Origin of the sequence: Microbulbifer variabilis (assembly GCF_020524905.1) — a bacterium.
GTDB classification, from domain to species: Bacteria; Pseudomonadota; Gammaproteobacteria; order Pseudomonadales; family Cellvibrionaceae; genus Microbulbifer; species Microbulbifer variabilis_A.
The window spans coordinates 232,988-251,080 of record NZ_JAIVKI010000004.1 but is presented as its reverse complement, the minus strand read 5'-3'; the positions used below and the strand labels follow the sequence as shown (position 1 = coordinate 251,080).

Sequence of the window (18,093 nt, the reverse complement as noted above, 5' to 3'; positions counted from 1 at the left end):
CCCAGATCCAGGCACTCGATCGCACTCAACCAGGGCTTCCACTTGCCCCGGGGCGCATTGGAAGTCGCACCCACGATTACAAGCGTAATGGAACGGCGGCTCTCTTTGCAGCCTTCAATTTTCTGACTGGCGAAGTGATTGGTCGCGTCGAGAAAAGATCGCGCTCCAAGGAATTTCTTGCATTTCTGAAACAGGTCGAGCGGCAGACACCGAAAGACAAGGAGTTGCACATTGTGCTGGATAACCTCAGCGCTCACAAAACCAAAGAAGTCACAGAGTGGGTAGCCAACCAGCCGAGAATTCATTTCCATTTCACGCCCACAGTGCATCCTGGTTGAACGCCGTAGAAGGATGGTTTGCACAGCTCGAACGGCGGGCTCTTTACCGAGGCATATTTACCGATGTGGCGGACTTGAAGGTCGAGCTGCAGCGATTTATTCGTGTTCATAACCGCGATCTTGCCAAACCATTTAAATGGACAAAGAGCGCCGACACGATACTGGCTTCAGTGCAGCGAGCCAAAAATGTGTCACCTAATTAACCGCATGGTCCACTAGGCACTTTTTTACAAAAGCTAAGCTTGATTTTAAAAAATAAGATTGAGAGATTTATCGCTGAGGGAGGGGACCAGCAGTGATAGCGAAAATAATTGTTAATGAGGTTAAATAAAAAGCGTTTTTGATTTTTCATGTCACCATATTTCAGAAGCGGAACTTCGCTAAGAAAAAGTCATATAAAATGGCGAACTGTTGATTGATTTATAAAGTTGTTTTCTGTTAGGTGAGTTTGAATAACTCAAAAGGCTTCTCAATGATTCTCTAGTAGATAAAAGGATCTACAGTTTCGAATAGGGAGAGAATTTTGCAGGAATATACGTTGGCCCGGCCTGAGTTTATTTTGTTGACGCGATCAGTTGATTATTTTTCCTGAAAGTAAGTTTAATTGTATTGATGTTTAATTGCAGTTTGATTGTAGTTTAAGAAAGGAGGTTGTAGCCCTCACCAAGAAAGCTACAACAAATAATTTCAGATTTTTCTCCAGGATATTATAGTGAGTATTTGTCTTGATTTTTAGCTGGCGGTCACCCAGATTTCTCTTGATTTTGGTTGTCAGTTATCCTCAGTCAATTGACTTCTATGTTGCCGAATTTCGCTTGTGCAAATACTGTATACGGTAAGACAACAGTATCGGCTGCAACCGAAAATGCAGAATCAAGTAAAACGATAGGAACACCATTTATAGTTGAGCCAGTATTTACAGTTTCGCTTGGCTCGCTATTTAGTAGGCAAAAATTATACGAGGTGCCACTATAAATTCTCGGTATTTCTTCGCAGTAGCTTTTTTTGCCTCTATGAGTAATCTCTATTTGATTGTCTTCTGGGTTAATGGTTTTAACCGTGGCGCATGAGGTGGAAAAGATAGAGATGGATAGTGTAAGAAACGCTTTCTTCAAGAGTGTACTCCTTTGTATGTAGTCATCAATATTCAATTTTTAACCCAATATGTCGGTGTTGTTGTGAAATACTTTTAATTTACCGATTCACAGTAAGTCAGTTTATCTTTGATGATATCAATGGGTTGTTAGATATGCTGCCTGTATTGCGAGGTGACGTCATTAGGTCAATTGTAAGATCCATACCTTAACATTTTCGACTTAAACATCCTTTCTTGGGGGTAGAGATCTTTCTGACGGGATTTGACCTGTAGCGTAGGTAAAAGTTAGAAGTTCAAAAGAGAAAAAATATAACTGGCACGATATTGCTATTTATGTCAATCCTTATTGTCCAAGTGGTGACAGTTGTCGAAGCTATTCCTTGGGTAATCCCTGGTCAAGATACCCACTATCCACACCGAACCAAAAACTGCCGTCTTTATTGTCAAAATACATGTGACGGATGTTTCCCCCACTTGGTACCGTGGTTTTACTGATGAAGACTCCTGTTTTTGTGTCAAAACCATATAGGGTATTCGGAATAGTTTCGGTATCCGCGACCCATAGGCGCCCTTTATTGTCTAGTGCTGTGCCATAAGGTCGTGGATTTTCACTAGGGAGTTTCCATTCTTTGAATTCTTTTGTGCCAGGCGTGTAACGCCCCAGGTAGCCATCCGAATAGTCCACATACCAGATATTACCAGTAGGATCGATTTCCAATCTACGCGGGCGGGCTTTTGAGCGCGGGAGGGAAACTTCTGTTACGGCCATGGTTTTGGGATCTACCCAGGCAAGTTTGTTGGTGCCAAATAAGGCTACCCAGGGGCGATCTTGTTGGTCTACCTTAATGCCATAGGGGCGAGCATTGCTGGTTTGTGGTGTTGCGATCTGTACACGACCATTGGTTACATTCAATAAGCCAATCCGATTACTCTGTTGGGCAGTAAACCAGATATTCCCCTCCCGGTTAAAGACCAGTGTATGCGGATCATTAACTCCTTCAGGCATAGCATATTGATGAATTTTGCCGTCCACTGGATTCATCCGGCCAATATGTGCGTTGCGGTTGCCGGCGTACCAGATCTGATCTTGATTATCCACAATCAAGTTGTGTGGGTGAGTCCCTTCGGGTACTTCAAATTGCTTGAATTCTTTGTTAGCCGTATTAAATCGACCAATATAGTTGCCTGCCTGTCCACAGAACCAGACTTGTTGTTGGTTATCCACATGCGGGTCCCTTGGTAAACCTGCCCAGGGCACCTTCCATTCCTTTAAGGTGAGGTTATCCGGCAGGACACCGGCCCGGGGTGTGGCATAGGAGACTGTGGATAACGCATAAAGAGTAGAGATGGCAATTTGAAGCAACAAGCAGGAAATCTTTGTGAACATATTCATTTAGCAACCCCGTTGGCTTAGCACCTCTAAAGGACAAAGACATGCTACTGTAGTTGATATCGAAGGTATGGGTGGTAGAGGTTGTTCATAGCTTAGATGATAAATGGTGTCTCATAAGAAAAAAGATATTGGAAGTTGTGCAGACGCTTTCCAAAGAATCCTTGAGTGTAGTTTTCACGCGCGACCTGCAATACCTTTTAGCATTTTTATACCCTATAAAGCTTTATATTCTATTGCTTGCTCATCATTAAAGAGCGCATGGCTCTCACGGCAAGTGACTGAAAGGTTCTTCTTTTCAATGGCCAGGATCAATAACCTATTTAAATCCCAAATGCAGAGTATTATTTCCCTTCATGCAGTGAGTAATTCGATTCAATTTACACGTCTGTAGCCTATAGCGTATATTGCAGCCCCTAATGTAGGAGTCTCGCTATGTTACAACGTCTCCGCCGGCCAGAGATATTATTGTTGCTCCTGGCTGCTTCAATGCCCCTTTCTTTCTCCGTATGGAATACTCTGCTCAATAATTTTGTAATTGCCAAGGCTTCCTTTACTGGAGCTGATATTGGTCTGTTGCAAAGTGTGCGGGAGATTCCGGGCTTCCTCGCTTTCACGGTGATCTTTGTTTTGTTACTCATTCGTGAGCAGCGGTTGGCGCTTCTTTCACTCATCGCGACGGGAGTGGGAGTCATGCTGACTGGATTTTTCCCCTCAATCTCGGGGCTGTTACTGACAACCCTATTGATGTCCATTGGGTTTCATTTCTATGAAACTTTGCAAACTTCACTAGCTCTGCAGTGGTTTCCGAAACAGACCTCGGCAATATGGATGGGGCGTATGGCTGCGGCGGGTTCGTTTGCGGCATTACTGGCCTATGGGCTGGTTTGGTGCTTAATGAATTTGGCTGGATTAGATTATTCCTGGGTTTACCTGATTGGAGGTGGCACTACAGTCTTAGTTGCTTTGGTGGCATGGATACTCTTTCCTCAGTTTCCCCAACCCCACAGTCAGCGAAAGCAGTTGGTAGTACGGAAACGCTATTGGCTTTACTACGTTCTGACAATGATGAGTGGCGCACGCCGACAAATCTTTATTGTCTTCGCTGGTTTTTTGATGGTGGAAAAGTTTGGTTACAGTGTGGGTGAAATAGCTGCCCTCTATACGGTGAACCACTTGCTTAACTTGTATATCGCACCAAAAATTGGCCAGTTTATTGTCCGCTTTGGAGAGCGCCGCATTCTTACCTTGGAATATTTTGGCTTAATACTGGTTTTTGCTGGTTATGCACTGGTAGAGAGTGCGGTGTTGGCAGCAGCGCTCTATGTTATTGATCACCTGTTCTTTTCTATGGCGATAGCGATCAAGACTTATTTCCAAAAGATCGTGGATGAGCGTGATATTGCCGCATCTGCTGGAGTCAGCTTTACAATTAATCATATCGCAGCGGTTGTTATACCGGTTCTGTTCGGTCTACTTTGGCTCACTTCTCCGGCCATGGTGTTCTTTGCAGGATCTTTGATGGCCTTGGTTTCTTTGGGGTTGGCGCAGCTGGTGCCGGAGCAACCTGGCCCAGGCAACGAAGCGCGTTTGGGGCAGAGAGTAGCTGCAACATAGCGGCGCTCTGCTATTTTTGGACCCGGATTCTTTGGTCGTTATTAGAGATTGTATATGCGTCTAGTCTTGCTATTCATAATGCCTGTTCTTCCCCCGGGCGTTTTTGCGGTACCAGAACAAATTTCTGTTGGTGAATACCGTATTGAATAGGAGATCAAAGGGTCTGGCGAGGCTACCTCATTTCTAGACGCGGGTGGCCCGGCTGGTATGTCTGATTGGAATCCAATCTATGACAAACTGGCGGAGCGTGCACAAGTCATACGCTATTCTCGTGTAGGTAATGGAGATTCCACAGGGACGGGCCATTTTAACAGAGAAGAGTTATCACTACCCATCATAATGATGAGCCGGATATGGTCGTAAACGAAGTTCTAGCACTTATTTACAGGGCTTCTAAATAGGAGTGACTAATAGATGGAAAATGCATCCATATTACATTTTTATAGTCGACAAATTGCAGATTTTTAACGGTAGCCGGTATTTGCCATCTATCCCCAAGCCTTAAAATAGAAGCCATTTTATCCATAGGGCTTTTGTTGTGCTTAAAAAAATTGTTTTGGCTTTTTCTATGGCTGTTTTCTCTGCTGGTATTGTTTATGCAGAGGATGCCAATAAAGTTCAAGATAATTTATCTGATGCAGATAAATTATTTGGGCTTTCTCTCTATTGGAAGGAGGTTAGCTATAAATTCGCTTTCTTCGACAGGTTCCCGAGTTGGACTTCGATGCTAAGTATCGGGAATTTATTCCACGAGTTTTAGCAACACAAAGCACCTATGAATATTACCGCGAGTTGAAGCGCCTCAATGCTTTCCTTCAAGATGGTCATACCAATATTTATTACCCAAAGGGTATGTCCTCCAGCTATATAGACTGGCTAGCTATTCGCTTAACTGAGGCCGGGCGTAAGGCAGTGATCACAGGAGTTGAAAAGGGGCTGGAGTCACAAATTCCACCTGGCTCAATTATTGTCGCGATCAATGGGCAGCCCGTGGAGGCTCATTTAAAAAAGCGAGTGATGCCATATATTGCCAGCTCTACTCAACATATTCTCTGAAATACTACGGTTCGAGATGCTCTCGATGGAAAGCCGGGCAGCATGGCCAAATTCACTATTGAAACTCCAAATGGGGCGACCAAGAGTGTCCAGGTTAAGCGGGATGCACGGGGTAGGGAGATCGAATATGCCTCAATCAAACAGCCCGCCTCCAATGGTGAACTGTTTGAGTTCAAATGGATGGAGAATGATATTGGCTATGTGGCGCTAAATGGTTTTCATGATGAAGCAATTGTTGAGCAATTTAAATCTCACTACGATGAGATTACTAAGTCTAAAGGGCTGATTATTGACTTGCGTTTTAATGGTGGAGGTAATTCTGCCTATGCCGGGGAGATAATCTCTTATTGGCTGATCGGGATTTACCCGGCTCTGTATGGAAAACTCCCAAGCATGTTGCAGCTTATAAGGCCTGGGGTTCTTTTGCTGATCAGTTTGAAGATTTAGAAGAGTATCGTCCCTATGCTGAGGGTGCTTCATGGGAATTTGGCAAAGTTTACAGGACAGTTCTTTGGAGGGGGTTTTACAGGTCTTACGCTTGGGATGTTGTTTGCCTTAGCTCTTTTTATTCCGCGCCTAGATTCTGTTACAGAATACGGTCATAAACACTCAGAAATGTATGGAGCGGCTCTGCACGATATAGAGGAGCTGAAGAAGGTTTGCGGCGATGAATGTAGTTCAGTAAAGCTGGGTCATGAGGTGATTTTTGATCGCTATTATCGCCACCGTCAAATGATTACCAGGGATAACTAAGGGAAGGCATAGGAATATGAAAATTACTATTGAAGATATGATCACCGAAGGTTCTTTAACCCCAAAGCAGGCTTATTTGATGGGGTATAGGTGGGATTCGCCGGAAATTCAATCAACATTTGATGGGTAGACTTTTTGACGAGTTAGGTTTGGAACTGAAATGCCCAAAAGTCTCCCGGGTTTATGAACGGTACAGTGAATACGGGACTATAGCTGCGTAAAACTGTCCGAAGTATTGCCTCAGGTGAAAGGGTAGGCCTTGAGGCATACCCAAAGCATTCGGGACAAGCCTCGCGGGGCAGGCTCTGCGCTCCCTGGGGTTGCCGACAAATTGACTGAGCGACCTGGGTTGTTCGTTGTTGATTTTGAAGTGAGCGATTCTCTTTTTAATGGATGTGTGTTCCGAAGTCTCTGGGGTCTTCGTCATCGTCGCTCTTATCGGGTTCAGATCGACGTACGCCATGCAGCCTGCCAATGCGGCATCGCTACACAGTGCCTGTGACTTGAAACGGCCTTCCCACAAAAGTATTCCTAATTACCACCCTTGCCAAGTCATACTTAACTGTATATAAATACAGTTGTCATGTTGATCTGTAAGGGAATACACCATGGCTCGCAACAAGGTACAGTTCCAGAAGGGTATTAGTTTGACCCAATTCCTTAAAGCTTATAGTACAGAGGAGCAGTGCTTCGATGCTCTCTGCCGATGGCGTTGGTCAAATGGTTTCCATTGCCCTCACTGCGGACATGATAAACATTGCAACCTCGCTTACCGCAAGCTCAAGCAATGTAACCGGTGTCGACGTCAGACATCGATTACTTCTCGCACGATATTTGACTCCACCAAACTGCCCCTTACTACTTGGTTTCTCGGTATCTTTCTGATCACCTAGGATAAGAAGGGTATTTCCTCTATGGAGCTGGCTCGTCATCTGGGTCTCTCTTACAACGCTGCCTGGCGTATGAAGCAGAAACTCATGCAGGTGATGATGGAGCGGGACCAACAGTACAAACTGTCCGGTTTTATAGAATTGGATGACGCCTATCTCGGTGGTGAGCGTACTGGATGCAAGCCGGGGCGCGGAGCTAAGGGTAAAACTCCCTTTGTGGCTGCCGTTGAAACAACCAAAGATAGACGTCCCACTCGTATCAAGCTCTCCATTATCAAGGGCTTCAGGAGCAGTGAGATTTCTACCTGGAGCAAAAAGCATCTTTGCAGCGGTAGCACGGTTATCTCGGATGGCCTTGCATGCTTCAATGCTGTTACAGAGGCTGATTGTGTACATGACAAGATTGTTTGTGGTGGTGGTCGAACTTCTGTTGAAGAGCTTGAGTTCTATTGGGTGAATACAGTACTCGGCAATCTAAAGAGTGCGCTACGTAGTACCTACCATGCGATTAGGCCGAAATATGCGCAGCGATATTTGGCAGAATTTCAATATCGATTTAATCGACGGTTCGACTTATCAGCACTCATTCCAAGACTTATTTTTGTCTCTCTTCGGATACCTCCAATGCCGGAAAGGCTGCTGAAAATTGGCTTAGTATAGGTGGTAATTAGGAAAGTATTTGGAATATTTTTGAACGTCTGACTAGACGGCCCGCAAGGGTAAATCTGATGCGGCATACCGACATGGATGTGTTTTATAGTATCGACCAGTGCATTTGTCTTCAGCGTTTTCTTGCCTGGTTATGGGTTCATTGATAGTTGAGTGCCTGTCCCCTTTATTGGCAACCCGCTCTGCAGAAATAATTTCCGATGATCACGCAATGGCGAAAAAATGCAGCGCCGGATTGCGTTACCATGCGCCGTAATTTCAATTTGAAAAAATTTTCTAACCAATATTTATGCTTGCTTTGGAACTTTTATGTGTGTGAGGTGTTTAAAGTCCAATTTTGGATATTGGAGTAGCATAGGGTGTATTCCTACGATATTAAAGATGTCGCGTTTTGTTGTTTCTGATTAAAAAAATAGCTAGTAACTAAATGCGCGACGAAAAATCAAAAGAGCTGGGTGGGCTGTATTGCAGAAATAAATTGTGGGTTATAATGGCTCTCTCCTACTGTCTTAATTGGCGCCTAGGAAGAAAAAATGTTGCATTATCAATACTACTTTCGTCGATATATGATCGGCCAGATATTGGTTGCTTTGGCACTGTATATTGTTGCTGTTTCGCACTATATGCTGGGCGACACGTTGGCGTCTGTACAAAATTCAAAAAAGCTAGTTAGTTCGTGCTTTATATCTTGCGATGGTGCACAAGAAGTTTTATGCGACGACTTAATCGAGTCCGAGTCCGAGTCCGAGTCCGATGATGAGGATCCTCGATTCATGGCTTTGACTGATAAGCCTTCATTTTTTCTTCATATTCAATTTTTTGCTTCGCTTCCTCTTGAACATTTCGCCAGAAAAAACACATCACGTCCTCTCGCGCGCGGTCCACCTGCGTTCTACGCATAATTACCAGTTTTGTGCGTGCTGGCTAATGCTGTCAACAATCTTTAAATTTTAGTTTGCAGCTAGATTATCGCCACCTTCGCGCATTCACCAAATAAAACTCTTTGAATTATTTATTCACGGTAAGTCACCCAGTATTTCTCTAGGGAGAATATATTATGCCTCACGCATTTGTTAGGCCCGCGATAGGTACGCCTACTGTGGCAGATCTTAAATCTGGTTTTTTAGTTTTTTTAATTGCTTTACCGCTTTGTTTGGGTATTGCTATGGCCAGCGGTTTTCCCGCTGTTGCGGGTATCTTGACAGCCGTTGTGGGTGGCATATTGTCCACCTTTATCGGCGGTGCAAAGTTAACAATCAAAGGTCCTGCTGCGGGTCTTATCGTCATTGCCATTGGTGCCGTTATGGAGCTAGGGCAAGGTGATATGCAATTAGGATACGAGCGTACACTCGCCGTCGGTGTAGTGGCCGCAGCAATACAGATTGGCTTTGCATTTCTACGCGCGGCGACAATTGGAATTGTCATGTCACCTTCAGTTGTGCACGGAATGTTGGCGGCAATTGGTGTAATTATTATCGCAAAACAAGCACACGTTATGTTGGGTGTTACACCCGTAGCAAAAGAACCCTTAGAATTGTTGGCGGAAATACCGCACAGCGTTATGCATGGTAACCCAGAAATCATGCTGCTTGGACTCCTGTCTCTGGCACTAATGGTAATTTTGCAGCGCATGCGTTTTGCGTGGCTGCGAGCTTTGCCGGCGCCGATTATGGTGTTGTTGATTACCGTTCCCCTGGCTCTCGCCTTAAACCTTTCACAAAGCCATAACTATGAGTTTTTGCACCATACCTACGAAATTGGTCCCGACTATTTGGTGCAACTACCGGGTTCGCTGCTGGATGTGATTACCTTTCCTGAATTTTCCGTAGTCTTTAGCGCGGCATCCTGGAAGTACGTAATTATGTTTGCATTAATTGGCACAATTGAATCCATATTAAGTGTGCTCGCCGTTGATTCGATGGATCCCCAACGCGAGTCCTCCAGGCTCAACAGTGACCTCTTTGCCACAGGTATTGGTAATCTGCTTTGCGCATTCATTGGTGGTTTACCCATGATTTCCGAGATTGTGAGAAGTAAAGCCAATGTCGATGCGGGAGCGCAAACCCGTTGGTCAAACTTTTTTCACGGCGTATTTTTATTGATTTTTGTAGCGGCGGCGCCAGCGTTGTTGAGTAAGATACCCCTCGCCGTATTGGCCGCTATGCTGGTATTTACCGGCGCACGATTAGCCTCTCTACAGCAGTTGTTTCACGCGCGGAAAATTGGTGTGGACCAGCTGCTGCTATTTTCGACAACACTGGTGGTGACGTTGGCTACGGATTTGCTGACTGGTGTGGCCACCGGGTTGGTGCTTAAAATAGTTTTGCACCTCTTACGCGGCGCGCCGCTGCGGGCATTGTTTATGCCACAGGTCACGGCCACACAGGAAGGCAAAGTGCGCATATTGAAGGTGCATGGTGCCGCGACCTTTGCTGCCATATTACCAATTCGAACACAATTAGGTAAGGCGCCTCAGGGTTGCGCAGAGATAGTGGTGAATTTGTCGGATACGACGCTAGTCGATCACACTTTTTTAAGTCGAATTGAAGCGATTGCGCAGGAATTGCCGAATCTTCATGTTTCCATTAAAGGGTTAGACGGCCTCAAAGCCCTTACTCAACACCCCCTCGCTACCCGTTTGAAGGTGTATCCATGACTCAGCCAGCATCCATTCACGCGCCTTTAGTGGACCAAACTCTCGAGGCGCTGCAAGCACTTATAGAGGAGGTGTCGCACTGGTTGCCAAGTCAGCCACCATTACACGCATTTGTACATCACAATACCTTGCATCAGTTTGAACAATTGCCGTTTGAAGAGGCTGTTGTAGCAGCGGCTACTTTATTTGGTACCGAGCCTTTCTTGGATGAGGATAGTTATCGTCAGTTTTTTGAGGATGGCAGAATTTCAGAACGCGATCTTCATTCAGTCTTGGCCGACCAATACGCCGACGCTAGCGACGATGTTGTGAATATCGGGTTGACTCGCACGCAATTTAGGTTCCGACGTATGACCGCACCGTTTAAATCTTTGGATGCGGCCACCGTTAATTACCTTTGTGACGAACAGCGAATCCACCAAAAGCTGGATCACCGTTTACCTCTTGCACGGCGACAACAGCTATGCTTGCAGTGGCGTGCGAATTCCTCCTCGGTGGCAGAACCATTGTCAAAGTTGTGGTCGTCACTTGTCGATGAGGCGATTGCGTTTAACAGTGAGACAGGCACACCAGTGCGTTTGCGCGATTTATTATTGCCACTCAGCGGGGTGGATACTGATGAAATTGTCCATCCGCTGCTAATTCGGTTGTGTGGTGCGTTTCTTGATCAAGGTGTTGCACATTGGCCAATGCCGCAGCGCGAGGAGGGGCTGCTGGTTTGTTTTCGAAAGTTATATCAGCAGCCATTCCTCGCGCCTAATCCTGCGTTAGCGGGATTACGGGAGACGCTTAAATTGCACCAAAAGCAGAATTTGACGGCATTGCAAACCATTGCCTGGGCACTCAATGTTTTGGCAATTGGTGAAGGTCATGAGCGTGAGTTTCTCCTGCAATCTTTACTTGCGTTGCGCGGTTGGGCTGGGATGTTCTTTCATTTACAACAGCGCCCTGATCATGCGCCAGTACATGAGGCGTATGCGCGCATAGAGGACTTTTTGGCTGTCCGCTTGTTGTTGGAAGTAACTTCGGCACAAAAGCTTATGCAGGATACGTTTGGTCAACCGCTCGATTGGCAAACCCTGCGACAGCAATTTACAAACCAGCGCTCAGACGAACTTAACCATCGGCATTTACCCCTGGCTTACGAAAGTTTTCTAGCCGCTCAGCATTTTCTGCCGAATATGTCAGTTTTAGCGAATGTGGATATACGCCGCTACTGGCTGGCAATGGTACACGAGTTTGGGGAGTTGGACCGCCGCAAGGTTTGGCATTTGTCCTATGAGCACCATTATCAAGCACAAGTGTTAGATGCATTGACGTTGCATACACGTTATCAGGTGGCACACGCCACAGCGTTCAAGCGGCCAGTCGCTCAAGCCGTTTTTTGTATTGATGATCGCGAGGAGTCCCTGCGACGCCATTTGGAGGAGACTTTACCCCAGGTCGAGACTTTTGGCTTTGCCGGATTTTTCGGCGCGGCTATTGAATATCAAGGTGTTGATGATATTAGAGGTAAACCACTGTGTCCGGTTGTTGTCCAGCCGCAGCATTTTATTCGCGAAGTCGTGAGTGATGAACAAGCTCATCAGCGTTATAAACTCGCTAAACTGCGTCGAGGTAGGTGGTTGCATTTGGCAGATGTTGCCAGTAAAACCTTGACCCGCGGTACATTTTTCAGCGCTATTTTTGGTTGGTTTAGTCTGCCCAGTTTAATTGTTCGCAGCTTGTCTCCACGAGCCTATTTACGATGGGAGCACTTCCTGCGCGGGCATATCCCCAAACCTATCAGTCGTTTGCAAATAGAGCGGGAGTGCGATTCTGATGGACCCATCAAAATTGGTTATTCAATTCGAGAGATGTGCGAGATTGTTGAAAATACTCTACGCACAATGAACCTTCTCGGGCAGTATAGCCCCATCGTTGTGTTTGTTGGGCATGGTTCTTCCAGTCTCAATAACCCTCATGAAGCAGCGCACGATTGCGGTGCCACGGGAGGAGGTCGAGGCGGGCCAAACGCGCGTGTTTTTGCCGCCATGGCAAACCACCCAATGGTTCGTCAGACGTTGGCAGAGCGCGATCTTATTATCTCACCTGAAACCTGGTTTGTCGGTGCATATCACAATACGTGCGATGATGTGATGACCTACTACGATGAAGATTTAATTCCGGCGCCTTTACTTGACTGCTTTAAGCTGGTGAAGGACGCTTTCAATCGCGCTTGTGTTCTTGATGCACATGAGCGTTGTCGTCGTTTCGAGACCACACCTCTGTCTTTATCTCCGCAGCAGGCTTTGGAATATGCGCGAGTGCATGCGAATGATTTGGCCGAACCTCGTCCAGAGTACGGCCATGCCACTAATTCCCTTTGTGTAGTAGGCCGACGCAGTCGCACGCGTGGCTTGTTCCTTGATCGCCGGGCGTTTTTGGTTTCATACGATTCTACCGTGGATGCCACAGGGGATATTTTACGCGAGCTGTTGTTGTCGGTGGGGCCGGTTGGTGCAGGGATAAATCTCGAATATTATTTTAGCTTTGTCGATCCGGCAGGTTATGGATGTGGCAGCAAATTGCCTCATAACATTACTGGGTTGATCGGTGTCATGGATGGACACGCTTCTGATTTACGTACCGGATTGCCCTGGCAGATGGTAGAAATACACGAGCCTGTTCGTTTGCTTTTGGTGGTGGAAGCAAAGCTGCAAATACTTGAGAAGATTCTCAACCGTGCACCCGCGCTCGCCCGTTTGATTAACAATCATTGGATTCAATTGGTCGCTCTCGATCCCGACTCTGAGGCCTGCTCAGTATATACCGAGCAAGGGTTTAGGCCATACATCCTCCAGAAAACGCAATTGGTTGAATGCGAAAATTCCAGGGATTATTACTTGGGTCATCGAGATCACTTGCCGCCCGCTCATGTTGCGGCCTCGTTGTAAGGAGTGTATATGTTTATTAAATCACTGGTATTAGTCGGTGTTGTGGCGCCTGTTATTTGCGCGGTGGTGCTAGGGGTTATGCTTTGGCGACCTCGCCAGCAGTTGCGCGAGGAGCTGTTTACACGGATTGTGTTTGCCAGCTTTGCGCTCAGCATCATTTGCTATTTAATCGCGCTGATCGCGTTGCCTTTTGCAACTGTTCATATGGGTAGTCAAGTGACCTGGTTTGATTTGCCCCACTACCATTACTCATTGGCAATTGCACCCGATGCAATGTCGTTAATCGTTGCGATATTCAGCGCGATATTGGTGTCGATGATTGGCGCATTTTCGCGTCGTTATCTTCATCGAGATCCAGGATATTTCCGCTTTTATCTATTTTTGTCGCTATTTGGTGCGGGAGTAGAAATCATCATCCTGTCGAGCAGCTTAGATTTTCTATTTATCGGTTGGGAGATTGTTGGCTTTACCTCAGCAATGTTAATTGCATTCTTCTATGAACGGCCAAAGCCGGTAGAGCATGGCTTGCGAGCATTTTTGACCTACCGCATCTGTGACGTTGGGCTGCTTAGCGCACTGGTCATTTTGCATCACTCAGAGCACGGGACACTGTTTGTCAATAATCAGACAACCACATGGCTGGCGCTAAGCAACACTGACGCATCATCGCTGGTAATTGTTGCGGGCTTTTTGTTGGTTTGGGCGGCAATGGGTAAGTCAGCGCAGGTTCCTCTGAGTGGTTGGCTGCCTCGTGCGATGGAGGGGCCAACGCCTTCGTCGGCGATTTTTTACGGTGCTATATCTATTCATTTGGGCGCGTTTTTACTGTTGCGTTTGGCTCCGCTTATTGCCAGTGATTGGCGTATGCAGATTTCGGTTCTACTCATCGGGCTGTTAACTGCTCTGCACGGATCACTCAGTGGGCGTGTACAGAGCGACATTAAAAGTGTTTTAGCCTATGCCTCAATTACCCAAGTGGGGGTGATCTGGATGGAAATTGCCTTGGGATTTTATACTTTGGCGGTCATTCATATGATCGGTCATGCTGCTTTGCGAAGTTTACAAATTTTGCGTTCCCCCAGTTTGCTTCATGACCATCAGTATTTGGAGTCTGCAATGGGAGCGACCATCCCGCGCGCGGCCCGTCACATTGAAAATTGTTTACCGTATTCTCTGCGACCTTGGGTATATCGCCATGGCCTGGAGCGGGGAGTACTGGATGCGGTTTTACGATTCTGGTTTTTGGCGCCAGTGTTGGCATGGGCTCGCTGGTTCGATCGAATGGATCAACGATGGGCACGGTGGCTTAATCGAGAAACAAATTAGTTTTCATCCGGCAGCCTGCCTAGCTGAACACCATCCTCGACGTTTCGCGGACAGTTACACTGCGTGTCGGTTAAAAATGCGATTTTTGGCGCTTCGACGCACGGTGCTCGCAAAATCAATCTCTTGAGTTTGTGATTTTGTAGGGAAACATCTATGCCATGTTAGCATCCATTAAAAATTAATGTTGCTGAATGCGCACTAATTAATATATTACAGGTGACAACAAAATGGTTTATCTCAGCCATATTTTTATCGCGGTGTTGTATTTAGTCGGCGCTAACTGGGCCCTGTGCTCAGCCGACGCTGTGATAGCGCGGCAGCGCTCCATGGTGACGGCATTGATCGCACTAATGGTAGCCTCAATGATTACGGTGTTTGGCTCCGCAGTGCTTTTGGGCGAGCAGCCGTTGCTGCCTGCTGGCCCAAGTCGATTCATTGTTTTGACTCTAACGCTGCTAACGTTTTCCGTGGTAAGTTTTGCTCCCCTGCAAACTCATCGGCGCCAGACATTTTCTCGTATATTCACGCTAATGGCGTTGGCGCTAGGCTTTTTTGCAACCACCAGTTTGTGGGCTGCAGTAATGTGCTGGAGTCTTTCTGCAGTGGTTGCATGGCTGGAGTTAAAAAGCCATAAAAGTCGGGGTATACACCGAATGTTTGCTTGGTACCAGTTCTCTGCCGCTGGTTTTTTTCTCGCTGGGGCGTTGTTATTCTCCTTCGGTGCGGTATCCCCCGCGCTGGGATGTTTTTTATTGGCGATTTCGTTACGCAGTGGAGTTTTTCCTTGGCAAAGTTGGTTCACCCATTTTTTTGAAAAAGCACCCATGGGTATTGTCATAGCCTATGTAATTCCCCAATTCGGCTTTTTTAGTGAGTTGATGATGCTGCAACAAGAGAACAGTAGAGTGCTCGCCGTTGTTATCGCAAGCTTGGGTGCGCTTACCGCATTTGTTGCAGCGTTGCTTGGTATTGCGCAGCAGGAAAGTCGACGTGCGCTAGCGTATTTAATCTTGAGTCAGTCAGGCTTGCTAACTTTTGGCTTTGCCGGTCAAACTGAACTGGCGGTACAAGGGGCATTACTGTGTTGGTTTAGTCTCGCTTTGTCTTGCACTAGCTTCGCCTTACTTATTGCGGTATTGGAGGCGCGGCGAGGGCGATTGTTGATAAATCGGGCGCAAGGTAATTTTAGTCACACACCAAGAATAGCAATGGGTTTTTTACTCGCTGGTTTTGCCAGTGTGGGCTTTCCATTGACTCTGGGCTTTGCTGCCGAAGATATTTTGCTTCAAGGTACAATTAGTCAGTATCCATGGCTCTCGCTGATGCTTGCAGTCGCCATGGCGCTGAATGGTTTTAATGTATTGAGAATGTTTTTTATGTTATTTACGGGTAGGAAAAAGCCAGCTGATGAGGTGGATATTGGCTTGCGAGAAAATATCGCACTTGCGGTTTTACTGGCGCCCTTGTTTTTAAGTGGATTACTCCCACAGCTGGCTTTACAGCCGTTATTGCATGCATATAATGAAAAGCAACTAAATGCTTGGCAGCGACCACAGCCAACTATGTTGGACTCGCCTCAATCTTTTTTTTCTCTGCGTTAAAGCAGCTGGGCACCTGCTCGGCTGGCCCAATTTGTATAGATTGCAAGCTCTACAGTCAACGAAAGAAGGGACAGGCATTATTAGAAGTAGAATTTTGCAGCGGGTGCCTGGTTTCCAGATTCAGAAAGTAATCAGTATTTATTTTGACATCAACGCCGAATATTTTTCGTAGTTAGGCAATGTATGAATATAAAAATAAATTTAGGGGAAATCCTACAATAGATCGTTAGTTCGCGGTTAGCGAGTTGGTTTCAATTTGGTGAGGAGTCCGGGGATTTAGTTGAGCTGAAGTCGGAGAGTAACCACATAGTACCAACTTATGTGCTGATTGGCCGAAATACCGCCTCAGCAGCTGAAGATTTTTTGGTGTATGCAGATTCCCTCGAGCACTTTACAACTGTCGGAGAGCCTACTTATGGCAGTACAGGCCAGCCAATGATTGTAGATCTCCCTGGAGGTGGTACCTTCAGAGTGTGTACCAAGCGGGATACTTACCCTGATGGGCGGGAGTTTGTTGGCTACGGTATCCAGCCAGATATTCTGGTGGAGCGCACACTGGATATTGTGCGATCAGGTGAGGACAAGGTGCTGGATAGGGCTTTCGCTGATTTGGAGAGCTCGATCACTAGTTCAGCTTTCTGACTGCGTATTTATTGAACAGCCCTGGCCTAACTGTGGGTTACCTTTTTAGCTGTAGGGTAGGTTGGGTTGCCCAGCTGTTTAGGACGCCTTAAATAATTGTGCACCGATGGTTTCCTAAACTGGTCTGGGTTGTTATTCCCTATTTCCCTTACTGTTTGCTGAAACCCAAGTCTCAGCTGGGAGAGGCATGTCGGTGAAAATTTGTCTTTAGATAAATTACCACTGGCCGAGATTGCCTGTTGGGCCGCTTCGCTGTTTAATGCTGGCTTTGGTTTCCGGCGACTATTCGGCGGCTAGAGGAAAGCGCTTGTCATCGTTTATAAGCCAATTAAGTGGTACGTTAGGGTATCTCTGAAAATTAAGTAACTATAAAAGTAGCTAGGAGTTGTACTTATGGCACAGATCAAAGCTTTGGATAAAAAGGCACATGCCAACCTGAAACTCACCCAGGACATCACTTTTGACCATGTGAGCAGCAATCATATTTTGCCGCTCGTAGTTCAGGAGATTGTTCAAGCGGCCCAGAGCTATCCGATCCTGTTCGTAAAAGACCAGAACACCGATCAGTTCAAAGTGGTTGCCCTCACTGGCCTGCGTCCCGGTGAAAACCTGTTCTCCGGCGCTGACGGCTGGAACGGCAGCTACATTCCTCTGCAGGTACGCACCTACCCATTCGTGCTGGTGAAGAACCCAGAGAACACCGACCAGGCGGTACTGTGTATTGATGAAGACTCCAAGATGCTGAGTGAATCCGAAGGTGAGGCCCTGTTCGACGGTGAAGGTGAGCAGACCGACTACCTGAAGAACCGCGCCCAGGCGGTGGTGGAAACTGCCCAGCGTGTGTCTGTTACCGAGTCTTTTATCGAATTCCTGGTATCCAAGGATCTGCTGACCCAGAAGAAGCTGACTCTGCGTATTACTGAAGAGGATAAGCCCTACGACCTAACTGGTTTCTACGTGATTGACGAAGAGAAGCTGAACAAGTTGTCCGACGAAGACTTTTTGGAGCTGCGTAAGCGCGGTGCTCTGCCGGCGATTTACGCTTCCATGATGTCCTCCATGCAGGTTCAAAATCTGATTCGCAAAAAGCGCCTGAACTGATCCTGTAAAGCCCGGTGACTGC

The 18,093-nt window shown here is 46.5% G+C and carries 12 protein-coding genes and 3 pseudogenes; 12 read left to right on the top strand and 3 right to left on the bottom strand.

Annotation, left to right across the window (positions count from 1 at the left end):
* Positions 1-541, top strand: a pseudogene (locus LC073_RS07835) (IS630 family transposase); the annotation flags it as partial.
* Positions 542-1,123: 582 nt separating this feature from the next.
* Here LC073_RS07835 and LC073_RS07830 read toward each other — a convergent pair.
* Together LC073_RS07830 and LC073_RS07825 are read right to left on the bottom strand one after the other, a co-directional pair.
* Positions 1,124-1,453 carry a YceK/YidQ family lipoprotein gene (locus LC073_RS07830; RefSeq protein ID WP_226645817.1) on the bottom strand — a complete coding sequence of 110 codons (330 nt, stop codon included), beginning with the start codon at positions 1,451-1,453 and terminating at the stop codon, positions 1,124-1,126.
* Positions 1,454-1,807: 354 nt separating this feature from the next.
* A complete protein-coding gene (locus tag LC073_RS07825) occupies positions 1,808-2,827 on the bottom strand; it encodes a lyase (protein ID WP_226645814.1) in 1,020 nt (339 codons plus the stop codon).
* Between the two features lie 432 nt (positions 2,828-3,259).
* Between LC073_RS07825 and LC073_RS07820 the strand changes: the two genes are divergently transcribed.
* The 4 genes from LC073_RS07820 (at position 3,260) to LC073_RS07805 (ending at position 6,250) form a co-directional block, all read left to right on the top strand.
* Positions 3,260-4,441 (top strand): MFS transporter, encoded by a 1,182-nt coding sequence (locus LC073_RS07820; RefSeq protein ID WP_226645812.1) that lies wholly within the window; start codon positions 3,260-3,262, stop codon positions 4,439-4,441.
* 714 nt (positions 4,442-5,155) lie between these two features.
* Positions 5,156-5,497, top strand: coding sequence for a hypothetical protein (locus LC073_RS07815; RefSeq protein ID WP_226645808.1), 342 nt, complete (start codon positions 5,156-5,158; stop codon positions 5,495-5,497).
* A 42-nt stretch (positions 5,498-5,539) separates the two neighbouring features.
* Entirely contained in the window at positions 5,540-5,944 is a 405-nt protein-coding gene (locus LC073_RS07810) for a S41 family peptidase (RefSeq protein WP_226645805.1), read from the top strand.
* A gap of 39 nt (positions 5,945-5,983) precedes the next feature.
* Positions 5,984-6,250, top strand: coding sequence for a hypothetical protein (locus LC073_RS07805; protein WP_226645802.1), 267 nt, complete (start codon positions 5,984-5,986; stop codon positions 6,248-6,250).
* Between the two features lie 232 nt (positions 6,251-6,482).
* Here LC073_RS07805 and LC073_RS21915 read toward each other — a convergent pair.
* A pseudogene (locus tag LC073_RS21915) lies at positions 6,483-6,770 on the bottom strand (hypothetical protein); the annotation flags it as partial.
* A gap of 88 nt (positions 6,771-6,858) precedes the next feature.
* On the opposite strand from LC073_RS21915, the pseudogene LC073_RS07795 reads away from it, so the two are divergent.
* The 7 genes and pseudogenes from LC073_RS07795 to LC073_RS07765 all read left to right on the top strand — a co-directional run bounded on the left by LC073_RS07795 (position 6,859) and on the right by LC073_RS07765 (position 18,071).
* Positions 6,859-7,800, top strand: a pseudogene (locus LC073_RS07795) (IS1595 family transposase).
* 1,066 nt (positions 7,801-8,866) lie between these two features.
* Positions 8,867-10,465, top strand: a complete 1,599-nt coding sequence (locus tag LC073_RS07790; protein ID WP_226645801.1) for a SulP family inorganic anion transporter — start codon at positions 8,867-8,869, stop codon at positions 10,463-10,465.
* Positions 10,462-13,401 (top strand): DUF2309 domain-containing protein, encoded by a 2,940-nt coding sequence (locus LC073_RS07785; RefSeq protein ID WP_226645798.1) that lies wholly within the window; start codon positions 10,462-10,464, stop codon positions 13,399-13,401. Before LC073_RS07790 ends, LC073_RS07785 begins: the two co-directional genes overlap by 4 nt.
* Positions 13,402-13,410: 9 nt before the next feature.
* Positions 13,411-14,727, top strand: coding sequence for a proton-conducting transporter membrane subunit (locus LC073_RS07780; RefSeq protein WP_226645795.1), 1,317 nt, complete (start codon positions 13,411-13,413; stop codon positions 14,725-14,727).
* A gap of 227 nt (positions 14,728-14,954) precedes the next feature.
* Positions 14,955-16,328, top strand: coding sequence for a proton-conducting transporter membrane subunit (locus tag LC073_RS07775; RefSeq protein WP_226645793.1), 1,374 nt, complete (start codon positions 14,955-14,957; stop codon positions 16,326-16,328).
* 222 nt (positions 16,329-16,550) lie between these two features.
* The gene (locus LC073_RS07770; protein WP_319004713.1) at positions 16,551-16,970 is read left to right on the top strand and encodes a S41 family peptidase; all 420 of its coding nucleotides are present in this window, start codon (positions 16,551-16,553) and stop codon (positions 16,968-16,970) included.
* Positions 16,971-17,363: 393 nt separating this feature from the next.
* A complete protein-coding gene (locus tag LC073_RS07765) occupies positions 17,364-18,071 on the top strand; it encodes a SapC family protein (protein WP_226645790.1) in 708 nt (235 codons plus the stop codon).
* Positions 18,072-18,093 lie beyond the last annotated feature (22 nt).